Annotated in this window: 16 protein-coding genes; 11 read left to right on the forward strand and 5 right to left on the reverse strand. The window is 28.7% G+C overall.

The features are described 5' to 3' along the window. The first annotated feature begins 181 nt into the window (after window positions 1-181). Window positions 182-2,023, forward strand: a complete 1,842-nt coding sequence (asnB, locus tag QX51_RS00170) for an asparagine synthase (glutamine-hydrolyzing) (protein WP_039677874.1) — start codon at window positions 182-184, stop codon at window positions 2,021-2,023. A gap of 51 nt (window positions 2,024-2,074) precedes the next feature. Here asnB and QX51_RS00175 read toward each other — a convergent pair whose 3' ends face one another. The 5 genes from QX51_RS00175 to nadA all read right to left on the reverse strand — a co-directional run bounded on the left by QX51_RS00175 (window position 2,075) and on the right by nadA (window position 7,435). Then, complete coding sequence (locus QX51_RS00175) at window positions 2,075-3,505, reverse strand: MFS transporter (protein WP_039677875.1); 1,431 nt, start codon at window positions 3,503-3,505, stop codon at window positions 2,075-2,077. 101 nt (window positions 3,506-3,606) lie between these two features. Continuing rightward, window positions 3,607-4,257 carry a YdcF family protein gene (locus tag QX51_RS00180; protein WP_039677876.1) on the reverse strand — a complete coding sequence of 217 codons (651 nt, stop codon included), beginning with the start codon at window positions 4,255-4,257 and terminating at the stop codon, window positions 3,607-3,609. A 137-nt stretch (window positions 4,258-4,394) separates the two neighbouring features. Then, entirely contained in the window at window positions 4,395-5,234 is an 840-nt protein-coding gene (nadC, locus tag QX51_RS00185; RefSeq protein WP_039677877.1) for a carboxylating nicotinate-nucleotide diphosphorylase, read from the reverse strand. Next, window positions 5,227-6,519, reverse strand: coding sequence for an L-aspartate oxidase (locus tag QX51_RS00190; protein WP_039677878.1), 1,293 nt, complete (start codon window positions 6,517-6,519; stop codon window positions 5,227-5,229). The genes nadC and QX51_RS00190 overlap by 8 nt, the downstream gene beginning before the upstream one ends. Then, on the reverse strand, window positions 6,509-7,435 hold the full coding sequence (gene nadA, locus QX51_RS00195; RefSeq protein ID WP_039677879.1) for a quinolinate synthase NadA: 927 nt from the start codon (window positions 7,433-7,435) through the stop codon (window positions 6,509-6,511). Before nadA ends, QX51_RS00190 begins: the two co-directional genes overlap by 11 nt. A 258-nt stretch (window positions 7,436-7,693) precedes the next feature. Here nadA and QX51_RS00200 point away from each other — a divergent pair, with 258 nt between their 5' ends. The 10 genes from QX51_RS00200 (at window position 7,694) to QX51_RS00245 (ending at window position 17,879) form a co-directional block, all read left to right on the forward strand. Then, window positions 7,694-8,203 carry a transcription repressor NadR gene (locus QX51_RS00200; protein WP_039677880.1) on the forward strand — a complete coding sequence of 170 codons (510 nt, stop codon included), beginning with the start codon at window positions 7,694-7,696 and terminating at the stop codon, window positions 8,201-8,203. Between the two features lie 144 nt (window positions 8,204-8,347). Then, complete coding sequence (locus QX51_RS00205) at window positions 8,348-9,544, forward strand: sensor histidine kinase (RefSeq protein ID WP_039677881.1); 1,197 nt, start codon at window positions 8,348-8,350, stop codon at window positions 9,542-9,544. A 3-nt stretch (window positions 9,545-9,547) separates the two neighbouring features. After that, window positions 9,548-10,276: a LytR/AlgR family response regulator transcription factor gene (locus tag QX51_RS00210; protein WP_039677882.1), complete on the forward strand. Its 729-nt coding sequence runs from the start codon at window positions 9,548-9,550 to the stop codon at window positions 10,274-10,276. Window positions 10,277-10,427: 151 nt separating this feature from the next. Beyond that, window positions 10,428-11,846 carry a carbon starvation CstA family protein gene (locus tag QX51_RS00215; RefSeq protein WP_039677883.1) on the forward strand — a complete coding sequence of 473 codons (1,419 nt, stop codon included), beginning with the start codon at window positions 10,428-10,430 and terminating at the stop codon, window positions 11,844-11,846. Window positions 11,847-12,102: 256 nt separating this feature from the next. Then, entirely contained in the window at window positions 12,103-12,669 is a 567-nt protein-coding gene (locus tag QX51_RS00220) for an HD domain-containing protein (RefSeq protein ID WP_039677884.1), read from the forward strand. 381 nt (window positions 12,670-13,050) lie between these two features. Then, window positions 13,051-13,437 (forward strand): desulfoferrodoxin family protein, encoded by a 387-nt coding sequence (locus QX51_RS00225; RefSeq protein WP_039677885.1) that lies wholly within the window; start codon window positions 13,051-13,053, stop codon window positions 13,435-13,437. 374 nt (window positions 13,438-13,811) lie between these two features. Further along, complete coding sequence (locus QX51_RS00230; RefSeq protein ID WP_334291535.1) at window positions 13,812-14,141, forward strand: PadR family transcriptional regulator; 330 nt, start codon at window positions 13,812-13,814, stop codon at window positions 14,139-14,141. Between the two features lie 15 nt (window positions 14,142-14,156). Then, window positions 14,157-14,813 (forward strand): permease prefix domain 1-containing protein, encoded by a 657-nt coding sequence (locus QX51_RS00235; RefSeq protein ID WP_039677887.1) that lies wholly within the window; start codon window positions 14,157-14,159, stop codon window positions 14,811-14,813. Continuing rightward, window positions 14,813-15,763 (forward strand): DUF4097 family beta strand repeat-containing protein, encoded by a 951-nt coding sequence (locus tag QX51_RS00240; RefSeq protein ID WP_039677888.1) that lies wholly within the window; start codon window positions 14,813-14,815, stop codon window positions 15,761-15,763. The genes QX51_RS00235 and QX51_RS00240 overlap by 1 nt, the downstream gene beginning before the upstream one ends. Window positions 15,764-15,899: 136 nt before the next feature. Further along, window positions 15,900-17,879, forward strand: a complete 1,980-nt coding sequence (locus QX51_RS00245; protein ID WP_052232779.1) for a carbohydrate-binding domain-containing protein — start codon at window positions 15,900-15,902, stop codon at window positions 17,877-17,879. The last annotated feature ends 94 nt before the right edge of the window (window positions 17,880-17,973 follow it).

The raw sequence follows: 17,973 nt of genomic DNA on the forward strand, positions 1-17,973 counted from the left end.
CAATATAAGGTTTCTAAAAATGAATAAGTAAAGAAAATAAAGAAAATACCCCAATATATAGTATACACTTGAATAAAATTAACTATATTAAAAACTTAATAGAAGTAAATAAACCTTAGATGTATCAAAATTTATTTATTCATCATATAGTAATATATCTTGAACAAATGGAGGATATATTATGTGTGGAATTGTAGGATGGTCTAATCTTAAAAATAATATAAGAGATTACTCCAATATAATGGACAAAATGATTAATACACTAAAGTTGAGAGGACCTGATTCAGGAGGACTAAAAGTTTACGATCATACATTAATTGGTCATAGAAGACTTTCTATAGTTGACCCTACTGGAGGTCTTCAGCCAATGACTAAGAAAATAGGGGATAGAGAATATACCATTTGCTATAATGGTGAGCTTTACAATACTGAAGAAGTGAGAGCAGATTTGATTGCCAAAGGATATACTTTTGATTCTTATGGAGATACAGAAGTTCTGTTAACATCATATATTGAATATGGTAAAAACTGTGTTGATTATATCAATGGTATTTTTGCTTTTGGAATTTGGGATGAATATAATCGAGAAATGTTTTTATGCAGAGATCCGCTGGGTATAAAACCACTTTTTTATTCTTACAAAGATGGGAATTTAGTTTTCGCTTCAGAAATGAAAACTTTATTGATGCATCCATCTGTGGATTCCGTAGTAGATAAAGATGGTTTACTTGAGCTGATGTCTTTAGGCCCAGCAAGAAGTTTAGGAAGTGGAATATTTAGAGACATAAAAGAAGTACCACCTGCATTTTATCTAATTTTTAATGAGAAAGGTATTACTTTAAATGAGTATTGGGAGTTAGAAGTAAGGGAACATGAGGACGACTTAGATAAAACTAAAAAGTATGTAAGAGAGTTATTAGTTGAGGTAATTGAAAATCAACTAGTCAGTGATGTACCTGTTTGTGCTTTTTTATCAGGGGGACTTGATTCCAGTATAATTTCAAAAGTAGCATTTGATAAGTTTAAAAAAAATAATATGGAAACTTTAAATACTTTTTGTATTGACTACAAGGATAACGATAAGTATTTTAAAAAGGATATATTTCAACCTAATTCAGATTCGGACTATGTGGGGATAATGGTTGATTTTTTAGGGAGCAATCATCATAATGTGGTATTAGATAATGTGGACTTGGCACATGCACTAGATGATGCAACTATAGCAGCTGATTTACCGGGAATGGCTGATATAGACTCTTCACTGTATTTATTTGCAAAAGAAGTAAGAAAATATGCAACTGTTGCGCTATCTGGAGAGTGTGCCGACGAAGTATTTGGAGGATATCCATGGTTTACAAGAGAATATGACTCAATTGAAATCTTCCCTTGGGCTGATTCAATTGAATATAGAAAAAATATATTAAGAAATGATTTAAAATCTCTTCCTATTGAAGATTATACAAAGGGACTATGTAGAGATAGTATTAATAAAATTCCTAAATTGCCTGGAGAAAGTCATAATGATAGAATTATAAGAGAACTGTCTTATCTTAATATAAAATATCAGATGATTACCTTGATAAATAGAAAAGATAGAATGACAATGTCTAATAGTTTAGAAGGAAGAGTACCTTTTGCTGATAAGAGACTAGTTCAGTATGCTTTTAATTTACCAAAAGATATGAAGTTATTACATGGTAGAGAAAAAGGACTACTTCGTGAAGCTGTGAGAGGATTAGTGCCAGACGAGATTATAGATAGAAAGAAAAGTCCTTATCCAAAAACTCACAATCCAGAGTATACAAAGGAAGTAAGTACAATGCTAAGATTGATTTTAGCAGATAAAAAATCTCCTATTCATCAAATTGTAGATTTTGATTTTGTATCTAGATTGGTTGATACAGGAGGGGCATCTTTTGAACAACCTTGGTATGGACAATTAATGACAGGTCCACAGGTTATTGCTTATTTGATTCAGTTAAATAACTGGATGAAGTTTTATGATGTTAAATTAGATATATAGATAGGAAAAAGCCATTAATAGAAAAATTATTAATGGCTTTTTAAATTTATCTTAGAGAATTTTTTTATCAAATAATCTATAACCAGTTATAATTAAAGCTATGAAACAAAGTACAAAAGATACTAAAAATGCTATATGAATTCCATATAAAAATAAGTCATCTCTTCCTTCAATATAGCTTGTTACCTTGTACCCAGCCTGACTGCTCATAGCACTATATAGGATGGTAGTTGATAAAGAAAGACCTGTTACCATACCTAGGTTTCTAGCTAATGAATTTATACTACCTGCAATTCCTAGGTGATTTTTTGCAACAGATGACATGATTATTGAATTATTAGGTGATTGAAAAAGTGCCACACCAGTACCTGTTAAAAGAGTAAGTAGTATTAAAAAAGGAACTGTAGTTTTTATACCTATAAATACTAATAAAATTTGGGAAATACAGACTACTAAAAGCCCCACAAAAGTTAAACCTTCAGATCCAATTTTATCAGATAAAGCCCCACTAATTGGTGCAACAACAACCATTGCAATAGGAACACACATGAGTATAATTCCAGATAAAAAAGTAGAAAGTTTCAATGTATTTTGTAAATAAAATGGTATTAATGTATTCATAAATAAGTTTGATGAGAATATCAATACAGCACAAATTAATCCTAATGAGAAAGCTTTGCTATTAAAGATTGTCAAATCTATCAATGGATTTTTAGCTTGTTTTTCTCTAAGTATAAATCCAGCCAGGGCTATAATAGCTAAAATAAATAATCCTATTACAAAGGCAGTATTAAATCCTGTTACTTGTCCGATAAATATTCCCATAAACAGTGAAATTACACTTATATCGAATAAGATAAATCCTAAAAAATCTAAGTTTAAAGGTAACTCTTTTCTTTTTGATTTTGGAAAAACAAAGTAACCAAGAATAATAGCAAATATACCAATGGGAATATTAATTAAAAATATATAATGCCAAGTGAATTTTTGAAGAATGATTCCACCTATTCCTGGTCCTGCGATACTTCCAAGGGAAACAAAGCTTCCAAGAATACCAAGGCTTCTTCCACGCATTTCAGGGGGAAAGTTTTCTGTTATTATTCCATAGTTTGTAGCCATTGTCATACTAGCACCAATAGCTTGTATGATTCTTGATAGTAAAAGTAATTCTAGAGTAGGGCTTATTCCACAAAATAAAGATCCTAAAGTGAAAATAAAAGTTCCAATTTTAAAAATTTTCACTTTACCGATAGTATCGCTAATTTTTCCCCAGAAAATTAATAAGCAACAGATAGTAATCATATATAAAGATACTATCCACTCAGCATCACTCATATTTATGGATAAACTCTTTGACATGGTTGGCATTGCTATATTTACAATACTACCATCTAAAGTTGACATAAATGTGAATAAGCAAGTTGCAATTAAAATAAGCCACATATTATTTTGTTTACTTAGATTATTAGTATTTTGTGACATTTTATATCTCCTTCAACTAATTTTATATAGAAAGTTAATCATAATTATTATTACCATAAAAATAAAAATAAATTTTCTATTTAGTAGAAGTCAGAGAATTATTATTTACATAAATGTTTATCATATTTTAGATTAATTAAATTATTATAAGCATTCCAAACCTTAGTAGGCACTTTTTGTTCAATTTGAAACCCATTCTTACCATATAAATCAATTCTTTGTAAATCACCAACCATAATGCTAATAAACTCATCTTTAGAGATTTCACCATGAGAGTAAAAGTTACAGTAATCTTCATAACTATATTGAGGAGATGTAATAATAAAATCAATTTCTGGCCATTGCTTTTTTATAGTGGCAAAAGTACGTCTTTCTCTATAAGGTTTATCTACAATTAAAAAAGATGTAGGGTGTAAGTTTAATTTATTTAAAATTTCTTTAGTGTAACTTATATTTTCACCAGTATTAGAAGCTTTGCTTTCAATAATAATTTTAGTTTCAGGAACACCCATATTTATAGCTATTTGAGCAAATTTCTCCGCTTCAGTCATATTCCATAAACTTTTAGTAATTCTACCAAAACCGCCAGTGAATATAATTTTATCTCCATAGCCATTTAAGAAAAGGTTAGCGCATCTTATTGCTACATTTAAATCATGACTACCAAACCCTAAGATTACATCACATTTTTCTATATTTTCATTTAATTTATGATAATTCCATAATATTTTTCCATAATAATCTATATGCATAGTACCTCCATAGATCAAAGTTTTTAATTTAAGTATACAGTAAAAAGCTTTTAATAGTCATATATTATAAATTAAAAAATAGTAACAATTTTAGATAATAGGTAGCCTAAAATTATTACTATTTTTCTTTTAACATATTATATATTTTTTAAGTTTTTCATACTAAGATCTAAGTTTTTTACAGAATGAGTAAGAGCACCAACAGAGATACAATCAACACCAATCTCAGCAATAGATTTAATATTTTCCAATTTTACATTACCAGAAAACTCAATGATAGCTTTATCACCAATTATTTCAATTGCTTCTTTTGCCATATCTAGAGTCATATTATCAAGCATAATAATATCGGCTTTAGCTTCTATAGCTTCTTTCACCATATCTAAAGTTTCAGTTTCAACCTCAATTTTTCTAACAAAAGAAGAATTTTCTCTACAAAGTTTAACCGCGTTAGTAATACCACCAGCAGCTGCAATATGGTTATCTTTTAACATAACACCATCAGATAAATTAAATCTATGATTATGTCCACCACCAATTTTAACAGAATATTTTTCAAGAATCTTTAAATTTGGAGTAGTTTTTCTAGTATCTAATAATTTAGCATTAGTATGTTCAATTTCCTTAACATATTTATTAGTAAGTGTTGCAATACCACTCATTCTTTGTAATAAGTTCAGAGCAACACGTTCACCTTGAAGAATGAATCTAGTATTTCCTTTTATAAGAGCTATTTTATCACCTGGATAAATTTTATCTCCATCATTTTTAAGAAGAGTAACTTCCACATTGCCAAGAATTTTAAAAACTCTTTCAAAAACTTTAAGTCCTGCAATAATGCCTTCTTCTTTGCAAATTAAATCTATAGTAGAATTACTATTTTCACTAATTACAGAATTTGTACTTATATCTTCTCCAGGAATATCTTCCACAAGAGCATCTTTAATTATTTTATCTACTACTAAAAAATTAATCATCTATAACTCCACCTTTTTCTCTAATCGCTTTTACAACTAAAAGTCTATTTTCTTCTTCCACTTCATCCCTACTAGTATATATTTCATCAATATCAACTTTTGAAAGGTTAAAGCTATCTACGCAAGCATTTATTTCTTGAGCAGCTCTTTTAGAGAAAACAAGTCCCTCAAGCAAAGAGTTACTAGCAAGTCTGTTGGCACCATGAATTCCTGTACACGCAGTTTCACCAACAGCATATAAATTTTCCATAGAAGTTTTACTGTTTAAATCAACTTTAATACCACCCATAAAATAGTGTTGAGCAGGAGAAACTTTTATAGGTTCTTTTGTAATATCAGTTCCTTTTTCTAAACATTTATTATAAATAGTAGAGAAGCGTTTTTTTAGATATTCTGAATTTAGAAAACTAATATCAAGATATACATAAGGTGTATTAGTTTTTTTCATTTCTTTAAAAATAGCTTCAGATACAACATCTCTAGGTTGAAGCTCATCTATAAATCTTTCTCCATTAATATTGTAAAGTTTTCCACCTTCACCTCTCACAGACTCAGATATTAAAAACCTTCTTTCATCATCAGACTCATCATAAAAAGCCGTTGGATGAATTTGAATATAGTTTATATCTTTAAGTTCTATGTCATGTCTAAGAGCTACAGCTAAGCCATCGCCTCTAAGAATTCTTTGGCTGGTAGAATTCTTATATAAACCACCAATTCCGCCACAAGCCAGGACTACAAATTTTGCAAATACATTTATTTGTTCCTTATCTTTTAATAATATAGCGCCAATACACTTGCCATTTCTCTCTATTATATCAACAAGGAATGTATCCTCTGAAATCCTTAAGTTTTTACGCTCACAAGCATTTTTTACAAGAGTTTTTTCTACATTTTCTCCAGTGTTATCTTGCGTATGTATAATTCTATTAACACAATGAGCCCCTTCTTTTGTATAATCCCAATTACCCTCTTCGTCTTTATCAACATCAAGACCAAGAGATACTAGATAGTCTACGTTCTCAATAGACTCTTTAGTCAGAACTTCTACTGCTTGTACATCATTTTTATATCTACCAGCTTTTAGAGTATCTTCTGCAAAAAAAGGAACATCTTCAAAATCTCTAGCTACAGAAATTCCACCCTGTGCTAAAGAAGTATTAGTACAGTCTATTTTATCTTTTGAAACTACCATTACGTCCAAATCTTGACGAAGATTTAGAGCACAGTATAGTCCAGCTACACCAGATCCAACTATTAAAACGTCTACATATTTATTTTCCACAAAGAATCATCTCCCCTAATTTATGCATGTTTTCTAGAGATGTTAAAGCTTTTTCTGATATTTCTTTGTCTAGAACAACTTCATCTATTTTACCGCATAAAGCATCATAAACTTTTTCCAAAGAAGTTTTTTTCATATTAGGACAAATCATTTTTTCTGGGAAGTAAAACTTTTTATTAGGATTTCTTTTATTTAATTCATATAAGATGCCTTCTTCTGTGCAAATTATAAATTCATTATCTTCACATTTTGTAGCATAATTTATAATGCCACTTGTACTTCCTATGTAATCAGCCAAATCTCTAACTGGTTTATTGCATTCTGGATGAGCTAAAACTTTTACATTAGGATGTTCTTGTTTAGCTTTTAATACTTCTTCTGAAGTAAGTCTTTCATGAGTAGGACAGAAACCTTCCCATAGTATGAATTCTTTTTCTGGAAAAAATTCAGCTATGTAGCTACCTAAGTTTCTATCTGGTAAAAATAAAATCTCTTTATTAGGAACATTTTTTAAAATGTCTAAAGCACTAGATGAGGTAACAGAAACATCACAAAGGGCTTTAACTTCATAAGATGAATTTATATAACATACTTTAAAAGCATTTGGATATTTTTCTATCATTTCTTTTAAATCAGAAGCCTCGGCCATGTCAGCCATTGGACAACCAGCGTTAGTAGCAGGTAAGATGATAGTTTTTTGTGGAGATAAGATTTTAGCACTTTCTCCCATAAATTTTACTCCGCAGAATATAATTAATTCTTCTTCACAATCACGAGCGATTTTGCTTAAATAATATGAATCCCCAACATAATCAGCAATTTCTTGTATTTCATCAGGCTCATATAGATGAGCAAGTATTATAGCGTTTTTTTCTTTTTTTAACTTTAAAATATTATCTTTTAAAATATTCCTCATATTTTACACCCTTTTCTGTTATAATGTTTTTACAAGTGTATATACACTTGTAAAAACATTATAACACCACAATTATTACTACACAACAAAAAACAATTGTTAAAAACTTAATAAAATTTATTAAATTGAAATTTATATAATATATCTTGATGATATGTTGAAAAATAAGGATTAGAAATAACGTATTGATTTATATTAAAAATCTATATAGAATAGTAAAAAGATAGACAAACTAATTATTTAAGAAGAAGGTGTGTTATGAATAGCAATGAAAGAAGAGAAAAATTATTACATATACTAAAAACATCTAATAAGCCTGTTAAAGGTGTAGATTTAGCAAAAGAACTTAATGTAACAAGACAGATTGTGGTAAAGGACATTGCATTATTAAGAGCTTCTGGAATTGATATATTAGCTACATCTACTGGATATATAATATATAATATAAAAAATCAAGAATTTGAGATAAAATGTAAGAATCATAATAATAATGAGCATCTTTTGTTAGAATTGCAAACTATTATTGATTTAGGTGGAAAAGTAAAAGATGTTATAGTAGATCACCCTACATATGGAACTATAAAAGCCGATTTAAACCTTGCTTCAAACAGAGATCTCAAATCATTTATGGAAAATAGTAAGAAGAATGGATTTAAACAATTATCCAGCTTAACACAAGATTATCATGTTCATACAATAGAAGTACCAGATGAAAAAACTTTGGAAGAGATAAAAAAAGAATTAAAAGAATTAAATATATTAGTATAAGATTTAAAGTTACTAAGGGCATATCATTTTTGTTATGCCCTTTTAAATTTCAGCAAAATAAATTTTATATATTAATTACTTTATTATTTATGAAGAAAGTTAAGTAGTGATATATACTTAATAGGGGGGCAAAGGAGGAAATAGATGAGAACAGATTATTTAATAGCATTATTAGAAAAAACCAGTTTATTGGTAATGTTATTTTTACTAATAAGTAAACTAAATATATTTAAAAGTATTTTTGAAAAAGAAAAATATACTAAAAAAGATTTAGCTATAATATCTACAATATTTACATTATTGGCAATAATGGCAACATACAATGGAATTTATTATAAAGGTTCAATAGTAAATACAAGAATAATTTCTATAGTTTCTGGAGGTGTATTATTTGGACCTGTTGTTAGTATTCCTGCAGGGTTTATTGCAGGAGCGCATAGATATTTTATTGATCCAGTGGGTATGACATCTTTACCTTGTTTTATATCAAGTGCTATTGCAGGAATATTATCTGGTATTGCCCATAAAAAAATTCCAAAATCATCAAGAGCTTTCTGGGGAATTTTAGTAGGTATGATTTCAGAAAATATAACAATATTTTTGATATATTTTATTTCAAAACCAACAAATTTAGCCGTTGATATTATACAGGCAATATATTTGCCACTTATCGTTGGACAATTGGGTATAGGGCTTATGGTATCTATTGTCCAGGGAATAGAAAGAGACAAAAAAGAGATCGAAGAAAGAAAAAAGGCAGAAATTACATCACTTCAAAGACAGATTAATCCCCACTTTATATTTAATGCGTTAAATACCATAGCATCATTTATAAGATTTGATCCTCAAAAAGCAAGAGAGCTTATAATAAGCTTATCAACTTATCTTAGACATAATTTGGAATTTAATGACAAACCCATAAGTATAAAAAAAGAAATAACTCAGGTTAAGTCCTTTGTAGATATAGAAAAAGCAAGATTTGGTGAAAGGTTAAAGGTTATTTATGATATTGATGATGTAGATGTAAAAATACCAAGTTTAATTATTCAACCTCTAGTTGAAAATGCTATTATTCATGGAATTTTAAGTAAAGACAAAAGTAAAAGTGGACAAGTAATTGTTTCAATTAAAGATTTGGGAGATAGGGTTAAAGTATCTGTCAGAGATGATGGTGTGGGAATAGATGAAAAAATCATAGAGGATTTATATTTGGGGAATATGCCTGAAAATAAAATAGGACTTTATAATGTGCATTTAAGATTAAAACTATATTATTATAAGGGATTAGATATAAAAAAATTAGACAATGGAACTTTAATTGAATTTTATGTGGGGAGGTAAAATATGAAAGTTATTATAGTTGATGATGAATATCCAGCAAGAAAAGAATTAAGATATTTTATAGAAAATTATACAGATATGGACATTATAGGTGAATTTGATAATGGTTTAGATGTACTTAATTTTATACAAGAAAATACATTAGATGCTATATTTTTAGATATTAACATTCCTAAATTAGATGGAATGCTTTTAGCAAAAACAATAGATAAATTTGAAAAAAGACCTAAAATAATTTTTATAACTGCTTACGATGATTATGCTGTGGAAGCATTTAATTTAGAAATCTTTGACTATATTTTAAAGCCATACTCAGATGAAAGAATTATTTCTATGCTACATAGATTAAAAGATACTTCTGATAAAAAAAATAATGAAGATAAAGCAGAGTACCAAAAGATGAGAAATAAAATAAGCCTTTGGAAAGATGATAAAATACATATTGTCGATGTGAATGATATTTATTATTGTGAAGCAAGGGAAAGATATACTCATATTTTTACTAAAGATGAAGAATATGAAATTAGAGAAGGTATATCAGAAGTAGAGAAAACAATAAACTATAATATTTTTTTTAGAAGTCATAGATCTTATTTAGTAAATTTAGAAAAAATAGAAGAAATAATACCTTGGTTTAATAATACGTATATTTTAAAACTAAACAAAGGAAAATACGAGATAACAGTAAGTAGGAGTAGAGTTAAGTTATTTAGGCAACTTATGAATATATAAATGCAACTCATGTATAGATTATGACCTTTCGTACATAAGAAATCATTTTCCTGAATAAGAAGACTATCATATTGGTGTAGGGATAAAGAACTTATAAATATAAATAAATATAAACAAGTCTCTACAAAAAATATATAAGGGGGAAGGAATTATGATTACTTTTTTTAGTGCAATAGTTATTTTAATCTTAGGTTATTTCTTATACGGAAGATTTGTAGAAAGAACATTTGGAATCGACGATTCATTACAAACTCCAGCATTAGCTTTAGAAGATGGAGTTGACTACGTTCCAATGAACTGGAAGAAAATCTTTCTTATTCAATTTTTAAACATAGCTGGACTTGGTCCAATATTCGGTGCAATACAAGGAGCATTGTTTGGACCTTCAGCATTTTTATGGATAGTATTTGGAACAATATTTGCAGGTGGTGTTCATGACTTTTTATCAGGTTATTTATCACTTAAAAACAAAGGTGTATCAGCATCAGAGCTTGTTGGTATATATCTAGGCGAAAATGCAAGAAAAATTATGGTAGTATTTAGTGTAGTTTTATTAGTTCTTGTAGGAGTTGTATTTGTAACAGGACCAGCAGGATTATTAAATAGTTTAACTAAAGTAGATACACAAATTTGGGTAGTAGTAATATTTGCTTATTATATAATTGCTACAGTATTACCTATAGATAAAGTAATAGGTAAAATTTATCCTCTATTTGGTGCAGCGCTTATACTAATGGCAGTTGGTATAGCTGGAGGATTATTTGTAAAAGGTTATTCTATACCAGAGTTAACATTAACAAACTTCCACCCAGATGGAAAATCAATATTCCCATATTTATTTATAACAATAGCTTGTGGTGCAATATCAGGTTTCCATGCTACACAATCACCTTTAATGGCTAGATGTGTTGAGCATGAAAGGGAAATAAGACCAGTATTTTATGGTTCAATGGTAGCAGAAGGTATAATAGCATTAATATGGGCAGCAGCAGCTATGGCATTCTTCCATGGTGAACCACAATTACAAGCGTTATATGGATCAACTCCAGCAGTTGGTGTTCAACAAATGTCAGTGGAACTACTTGGACCAGTAGGTGCAGCCCTTGCAATATTAGGAGTTGTAGCATGTCCAATAACTTCTGGGGATACAGCTTTTAGAAGTGCAAGACTTACAATAGCTGATTCATTTAGTATAAAACAAGAGTCAATGAAAAATAGATTTATGATAGCAATACCTTTATTTGCAGTAGGTATAGCTCTTACATTTATAGATTTCAATATTATATGGAGATATTTTGCATGGTCAAACCAAACATTAGCAATGATAATGTTATGGACAGGCTCAATGTTCTTACTTAAATCTAATAAAAATTACTTTATAACTGCTATACCAGCAATATTTATGACAGTAGTAACATTTAGCTATATAATGCAAGCACCAGAAGGATTTAAATTATCACCAGAAGTAGGTAATGGAATAGGTTTAGTTGCAGGTTTAATTTTAGCAGTTTTATTCTTTAATAAAGTAAGAAAAGTAAAATCTGAAAGCAATAAAGAACACATAGCTTAATAGATACAAATTAATATATAAAACCCCGCTATAAAATAAGTATTAAAATAAACTACTTGTCATAAATCAGGTAGTTTATTTTTTAACTAAGCGTACTTACTCATTACATTATATCAAATATTATTTCTTTATTTTTTATGGTGGATTTAGAGTTAGATAAATTTTATAATGTATATGTATGAATGACATATGTCATGTAACTTAATAATATTAGTATGATAAAGTATAATTAACATATATATACAGGAGAGTAGTTATGAATAAAATTAATCAAACAATTGAATTTATAAAAGAAATAGAGGGATTAAAATCAGTAACAAGAACTGCTTGGACAAAAACTGGTCGTAGAGAATCTACAGCAGAGCATTCTTGGAGATTAGCAATGTTGTTAATGGTCTTAGAAGAGGACTTTAAAGATGTTGATATTAATAAAGCAATAAAGATGAGCTTAGTTCATGATTTGGGTGAACTTTATGATGGTGATATATCAGCAAAACTTCAAAGTTCAGATGATAATAAATCACATATGGAAGAAAAAGCCATGAGAAGAATGTTAACAACACTACCAGAAAGTTTGGGTGGAAAAATATATGATTTATGGAAAGAATATAATGAGTGTTCTACAAAAGAAGCTAATCTTGTAAAAGCTATGGATAAACTTGAAACTATAGTTCAACACAATCAAGGGAAAAATCCTGATGATTTTGATTATGAATTTAATTTGCAATATGGATTACAATATTTTGAAGATAATGGAAAACTTAAATTAATGAGGAATATAATTGATGAAGATACAAAGCTTAGTATAAAGTCAAAATATTAAATAAGTTTTAAAATTATTTAAAAGTTGCTAAATAATCATAGCAACTTTTTTGTTTTTAGAGTAATAGAAAGTCTTATGAGTAAAATTAACAAATATAACAACAGGTATTATAAAAAGGTTTTATTTGTTTCATTTGATTTATAAGTTAGTAGAAACAGTGCATTAGTATGCTTACTATAAGTAATCAACTTTTGAATGATTATCTGGAAAGTAGGTAGATAGAATGAGTGAGATTGACAGTAGCCATAATTATATATAAGATAAAATTAAGAGTATATAATAAATTATACTTGTATTATTATCTAGGAGGTTACAATCTGGAGGGGATAAAATAATCACAATTATTAATGGTTGAGGATTTAATATGGAGGAGGTTATAGAATGAACAATTCAAAAAAATTTTTTATATGCAGTATTTGTGGAAATTTAATAGAAATGATAGACCATAAAGGACCTAAAGTAGTATGTTGTGGTAAAACCATGAATGAGCTAGTGGCAAATACAACAGAAGCTTCAGTAGAAAAACATATACCAGTATTAAATATAAATGAAAACAAAGTAAAAGTACAAGTTGGAAGCACATTACATCCTATGATACAAGAGCATCATATAAGTTGGATATATCTGTTAACTACACAAGGTGTGCAACGTAAACATTTAGAGATAGATAGTGATCCAATTATAGAATTTACTTTAAATGAAGATGATAAAGTATTAGAAGCATATGCTTATTGTAATCTTCATGGATTATGGAAAGTAGAATTATAGATAAAAACATAAGTAAGTTATATAAAATATAAGAGAATTGTAGATGAAGAACTCTAGTAATTAGAGTTCTTTTTTATTTATACGAAAGTATGTTGTAGGCTTCCTGTGTACTTATTGTTTCTACGAAGACTTACATTTAATTAATTATAAAAAATAAGAAACATAGTGGTATAAGGCATTTTTAGCTTGATTACGATATCAAAGTACAAGAGTAATATAAACCGATGTTAATAGTAACTATATTATATATATTTAATATAGTTACTATTTTTTATTATTAACATATTATAAGAAAAAACATATTATATTTATATATATACCTTGACAGGCGAAGTATATAAAGTTACTATAATGGTAAAATGAGGAAAAAGGAGATGCTATTCTTGTCAATTACATCAGATTTGCTAAGGGGACATACAGACACCATAATATTAAATGAACTTATAAAAGGTGATAGTTATGGATATGCCATTAATAAAGTAATAAAAGAAAAAACAAATAATCTTTATGAATTAAAAGAAGCTACATTATACTCAGCATTTAGAAGATTAGAAAAAGCTGAGTTAATTACATCGTATTGGGGAAATGAAGGAATAGGAGCTAGAAGAAGATATTATTCAATCACTGAAATGGGAAGACAAATTTATGAACAAAATAAGTTAGATTGGGAAGAAGCTAAAAAAATAATTGATAGTTTAATTTAAGGAGGATAGTATATCATGATTGGAAATTATGAAGGAAAAATAAAAGAATATGTAAATGATTTGTTTGAGAATACTCCAAAAACAAGAAAGTCTGAGGAGTTTAAGGAAGAGCTTTTAGCGAACTTATTAGATAAATATTATGATTTATTGGAAAGTAATATGGATGATGAAAACGCGTATAATAAAGTAATTTCAAATATAGGAAGTATTGATGAATTATTTGATAAAGATCCAGTGCAAATTACAAAGGAAAGCTGGGATAAGAAAAAAAATGCAAAAATTACAGCAATAGCAGTAATGATGTATATATTATGCCCTGTAAGTGTAATAGTTTTTGGAGAAGTTGGATTTGAAACTTTAGGAATTGTAGTAATGTTTTTATTAATAGCATGTGCTACAGGGCTTTTAATTTATAACAATATGACAAAGCCACAATATTTAAAACAAGATGATACTTTAGTAGAGGACTTTAAAGAATGGAAAAGTACAACTAATAAAAGTAGAAGAGTAAGAAAATCCATTGAAAGTGCTATGTGGGCAATAATTACAGCAATATATTTATTAATAAGTTTTACAACAGGTGCATGGCATATAACGTGGGTAATGTTTATAATAGGTGCAGTTATAGAAAAAGTAATAAGAGCTTATTTTGAATATAAGGAGATAGATTAATGAATGATAAGAATTGGATTAAATTTAGGATGATTGCTTGGTCTATTGTTGCAATTTTGTTGGCTGTAGTATTAGCAATAGGCATAAAAGGATGGGGAGGAAGTACATTTTCAGGTAATATTTTTACTAGAGGATTTACACTTTCTAATATGAAAGTGGTAAAAGAATTAAAATTTGATGATATAGATGATATAAAAAATATAAAAACAGATTTTAATACTAGTAATTTAGTTATTACTGAAAATGATGAAGAGAATATAAAAGTAATTGTAAAGTCTAACAAAAAATTGAAAAATAAAAAATATATAAATGCAGAAGTTAGATCACAGACTTTAAATATTGGAGATTTTAACAATAAATCAAGTAGAAATATATTTGGAATATTTAACGGATATTATTTAGAAGTTGAAATGAAAATTCCAAAGTCATATAAGGAAAATATAACCATTAATAATAGAGTCGGTGATATAACTTTTAATTCAGATTTAAATCTGAATAAACTAGATATTAATATTAAAACAGGTGACATCGATGGAAATCAAAAAATAAATTCAAAGAAAATTACTATAGACAGTAAGGTAGGAGATGTTGATTTTAATTCATTAGAAGGAAAAGAGATAGTTATAGATTGTAAAACAGGAGATATTGATATATTAAAATTTAGTGGAAAAGGAAATATAGAATCTAAAGTTGGAGATATTTCTTGTGATATAGAAGATTTAAAGGGTGATTTTAGTATTAAGTCAAAAGTTGGAGATATAGACTTATATATAAATAGAGATTTAAGTTTTAATTTTGAGGGAAACAAAAGTTTTGGTGAAATAGATACAGGTTTAAAATTTAGTAATGTATCACAATCATCAGACTACTTTTTAGGACAGTATGGCGATAATCCAATAAGTCAAATAACAGCAAATGTAAAAACTGGAGATATAAGTATTAATGATTAGCAAAGAAAGAAGGATTAAACTCCTTCTTTTTTACATTAAAGGAAATTTAGATTTTATATATCAATTTAAGATTACTTTAAGATAAGAATGATACTATTTTTCATAAGAAGAAAGACTTTTATAGAGGAGGGAACCTATGAATAAAAAATTAATATCAATATTATCAGTCTTTTCATTATGTGTAAGTATGACGGCATGTTCAAATAAAAGTGATAATACATCTAAAGAAAGTACAAGTAGCAGAACAAATGCTAGTACAGCGACCAACGAAAATGCAACAACATTATTAAGTCAATCAAGTGAAGAAGTGGAAACAATAGAGGATATAGATACCTATATAAAACTAATTGATAATAATACTACAGTGGATGGTAGTGGTATAAAAGTTGATGGAAATATTATTACTATAAATACGGCAGGAACTTATAGCATTAGTGGAAAATTAAGTGATGGACAGATTATAGTAAATACAGATAAAGAGAAGAAGACATATATTCTTTTAGATGGTGTGGATATTACTTGTAAAAATAGCTCACCAATTCAAATATTAAGTTCAAAAAAGACAGTATTTGCTCTAGGAGAAAATAGTGAAAATAAAATCACAGATAGTGAATCATATGATGAATCAGAAAATAATCCGGATGCAGCAATATTTAGTAAAGAAGACCTTACTTTTATAGGAAATGGATCATTGGAGGTTAATGCTAATTACGATAAAGGTATTGTCAGTAAAGATGATTTAATGATAGAAAGTGGGAAAATAAGTGTTAAATCCGTAGGAGATGGAATCAAAGGAAAAGACTCTGTTGTAGTTAGAGGTGGAACGTTAACTATAGATTCTGGTGGAGATGGTATACAAGCATATAACGCAGAGGAAGAAGACAAAGGTTATGTTTCCTTAGAAGGAGGAACAATAAAAATTACAGCAGATCAAGACGGTGTACAAGCTGAAACTAACTTATTAATAGCAGGTGGAAATATAGAAATTTCAACTGGTGGAGGTAGTGCAAATAGTAGTAACAAAGATGGATGGGGACAATGGGGTGGTCAGCAACCAGTAAGACCTGGTGAGCCTATTCAAAACAATACATCTACTGAAAATACAGAAGACAGTACTAGTGCAAAAGCAATTAAAGCAAGTTCTATAATACAATTAGATGATGGAAAAATTAATATAGATTCTTCTGATGACTCAATTCACTCTAACGATAAATTATTAATTAATAATGGTGAAATAGAAATATCTTCAGGAGATGACGGATTACATGCAGATGCTGAGTTAGAGATAAACGGAGGAATTTTAAATATAAATAAGTCTTATGAAGGCATAGAAGGCACAGATATAACTATAAATGATGGAAATATACACGTGGTAGCTAGCGATGATGGTCTGAATGCAGCCGGTGGAGCAGATGGATCATCCACAAATGGAAGACCAGGACAAAATGGTATGCAGTCAACAACGAGTGGAACAGCATCAATAAATGGTGGATACTTAGTTATAGATGCTGATGGAGATGGTTTAGACGCTAATGGGAACTTTACAATTACAGGAGGAACTGCTATAGTAAATGGTCCTACTAATGGGGGTAATGGAGCACTAGACTATGATGGTGAGTTTAACATGAGTGGAGGAACTTTAATTGCAGCAGGAAGTTTAGGAATGGTTCAAACTCCAAGTTCTTCATCTAAACTAAATACTATAAACATAAGCTTAACCTCTCAAGAAGCAAATACTTTAATAAGGGTAGAGTCAGAAGAAGATGATGATGTGGTTACTTTTGCACCTACTAAAATTTACTCATCAGTAGTTATATGCACCTCAAATATAAAATCAAATGAAACATATAAAGTCTATATAGGGGGATCTTGTAGCGGAGAAGAAAAAGATGGATTATATTCAGGAGGAAGCTATACTAAAGGAAGTGAAGTAGGAAGTAGTAAAATTTCAGAGGTTATAACGAACATAACTCAAGATGGTGCATCAAGTAATGATAACAGGACTCAACCTGGAAAAGGTGGTGGAGGAAGAGGCAATGGAATGACATTACCAAATCAACCAGATAACAATGAAAGTACACAACCCAATAATAATGATAGTATGGAAAGTATATAAAAATTATATTTAGAAAAGAACAGATTGCCTAAGGAAACTTCTAAGTTAGGTAATCTTTTTTGTTTACAAATATGTATTTTAACGAAGTGATTAA

This window comes from Terrisporobacter othiniensis (genome assembly GCF_000808015.1).
Taxonomy (GTDB): domain Bacteria; phylum Bacillota; class Clostridia; order Peptostreptococcales; family Peptostreptococcaceae; genus Terrisporobacter; species Terrisporobacter muris.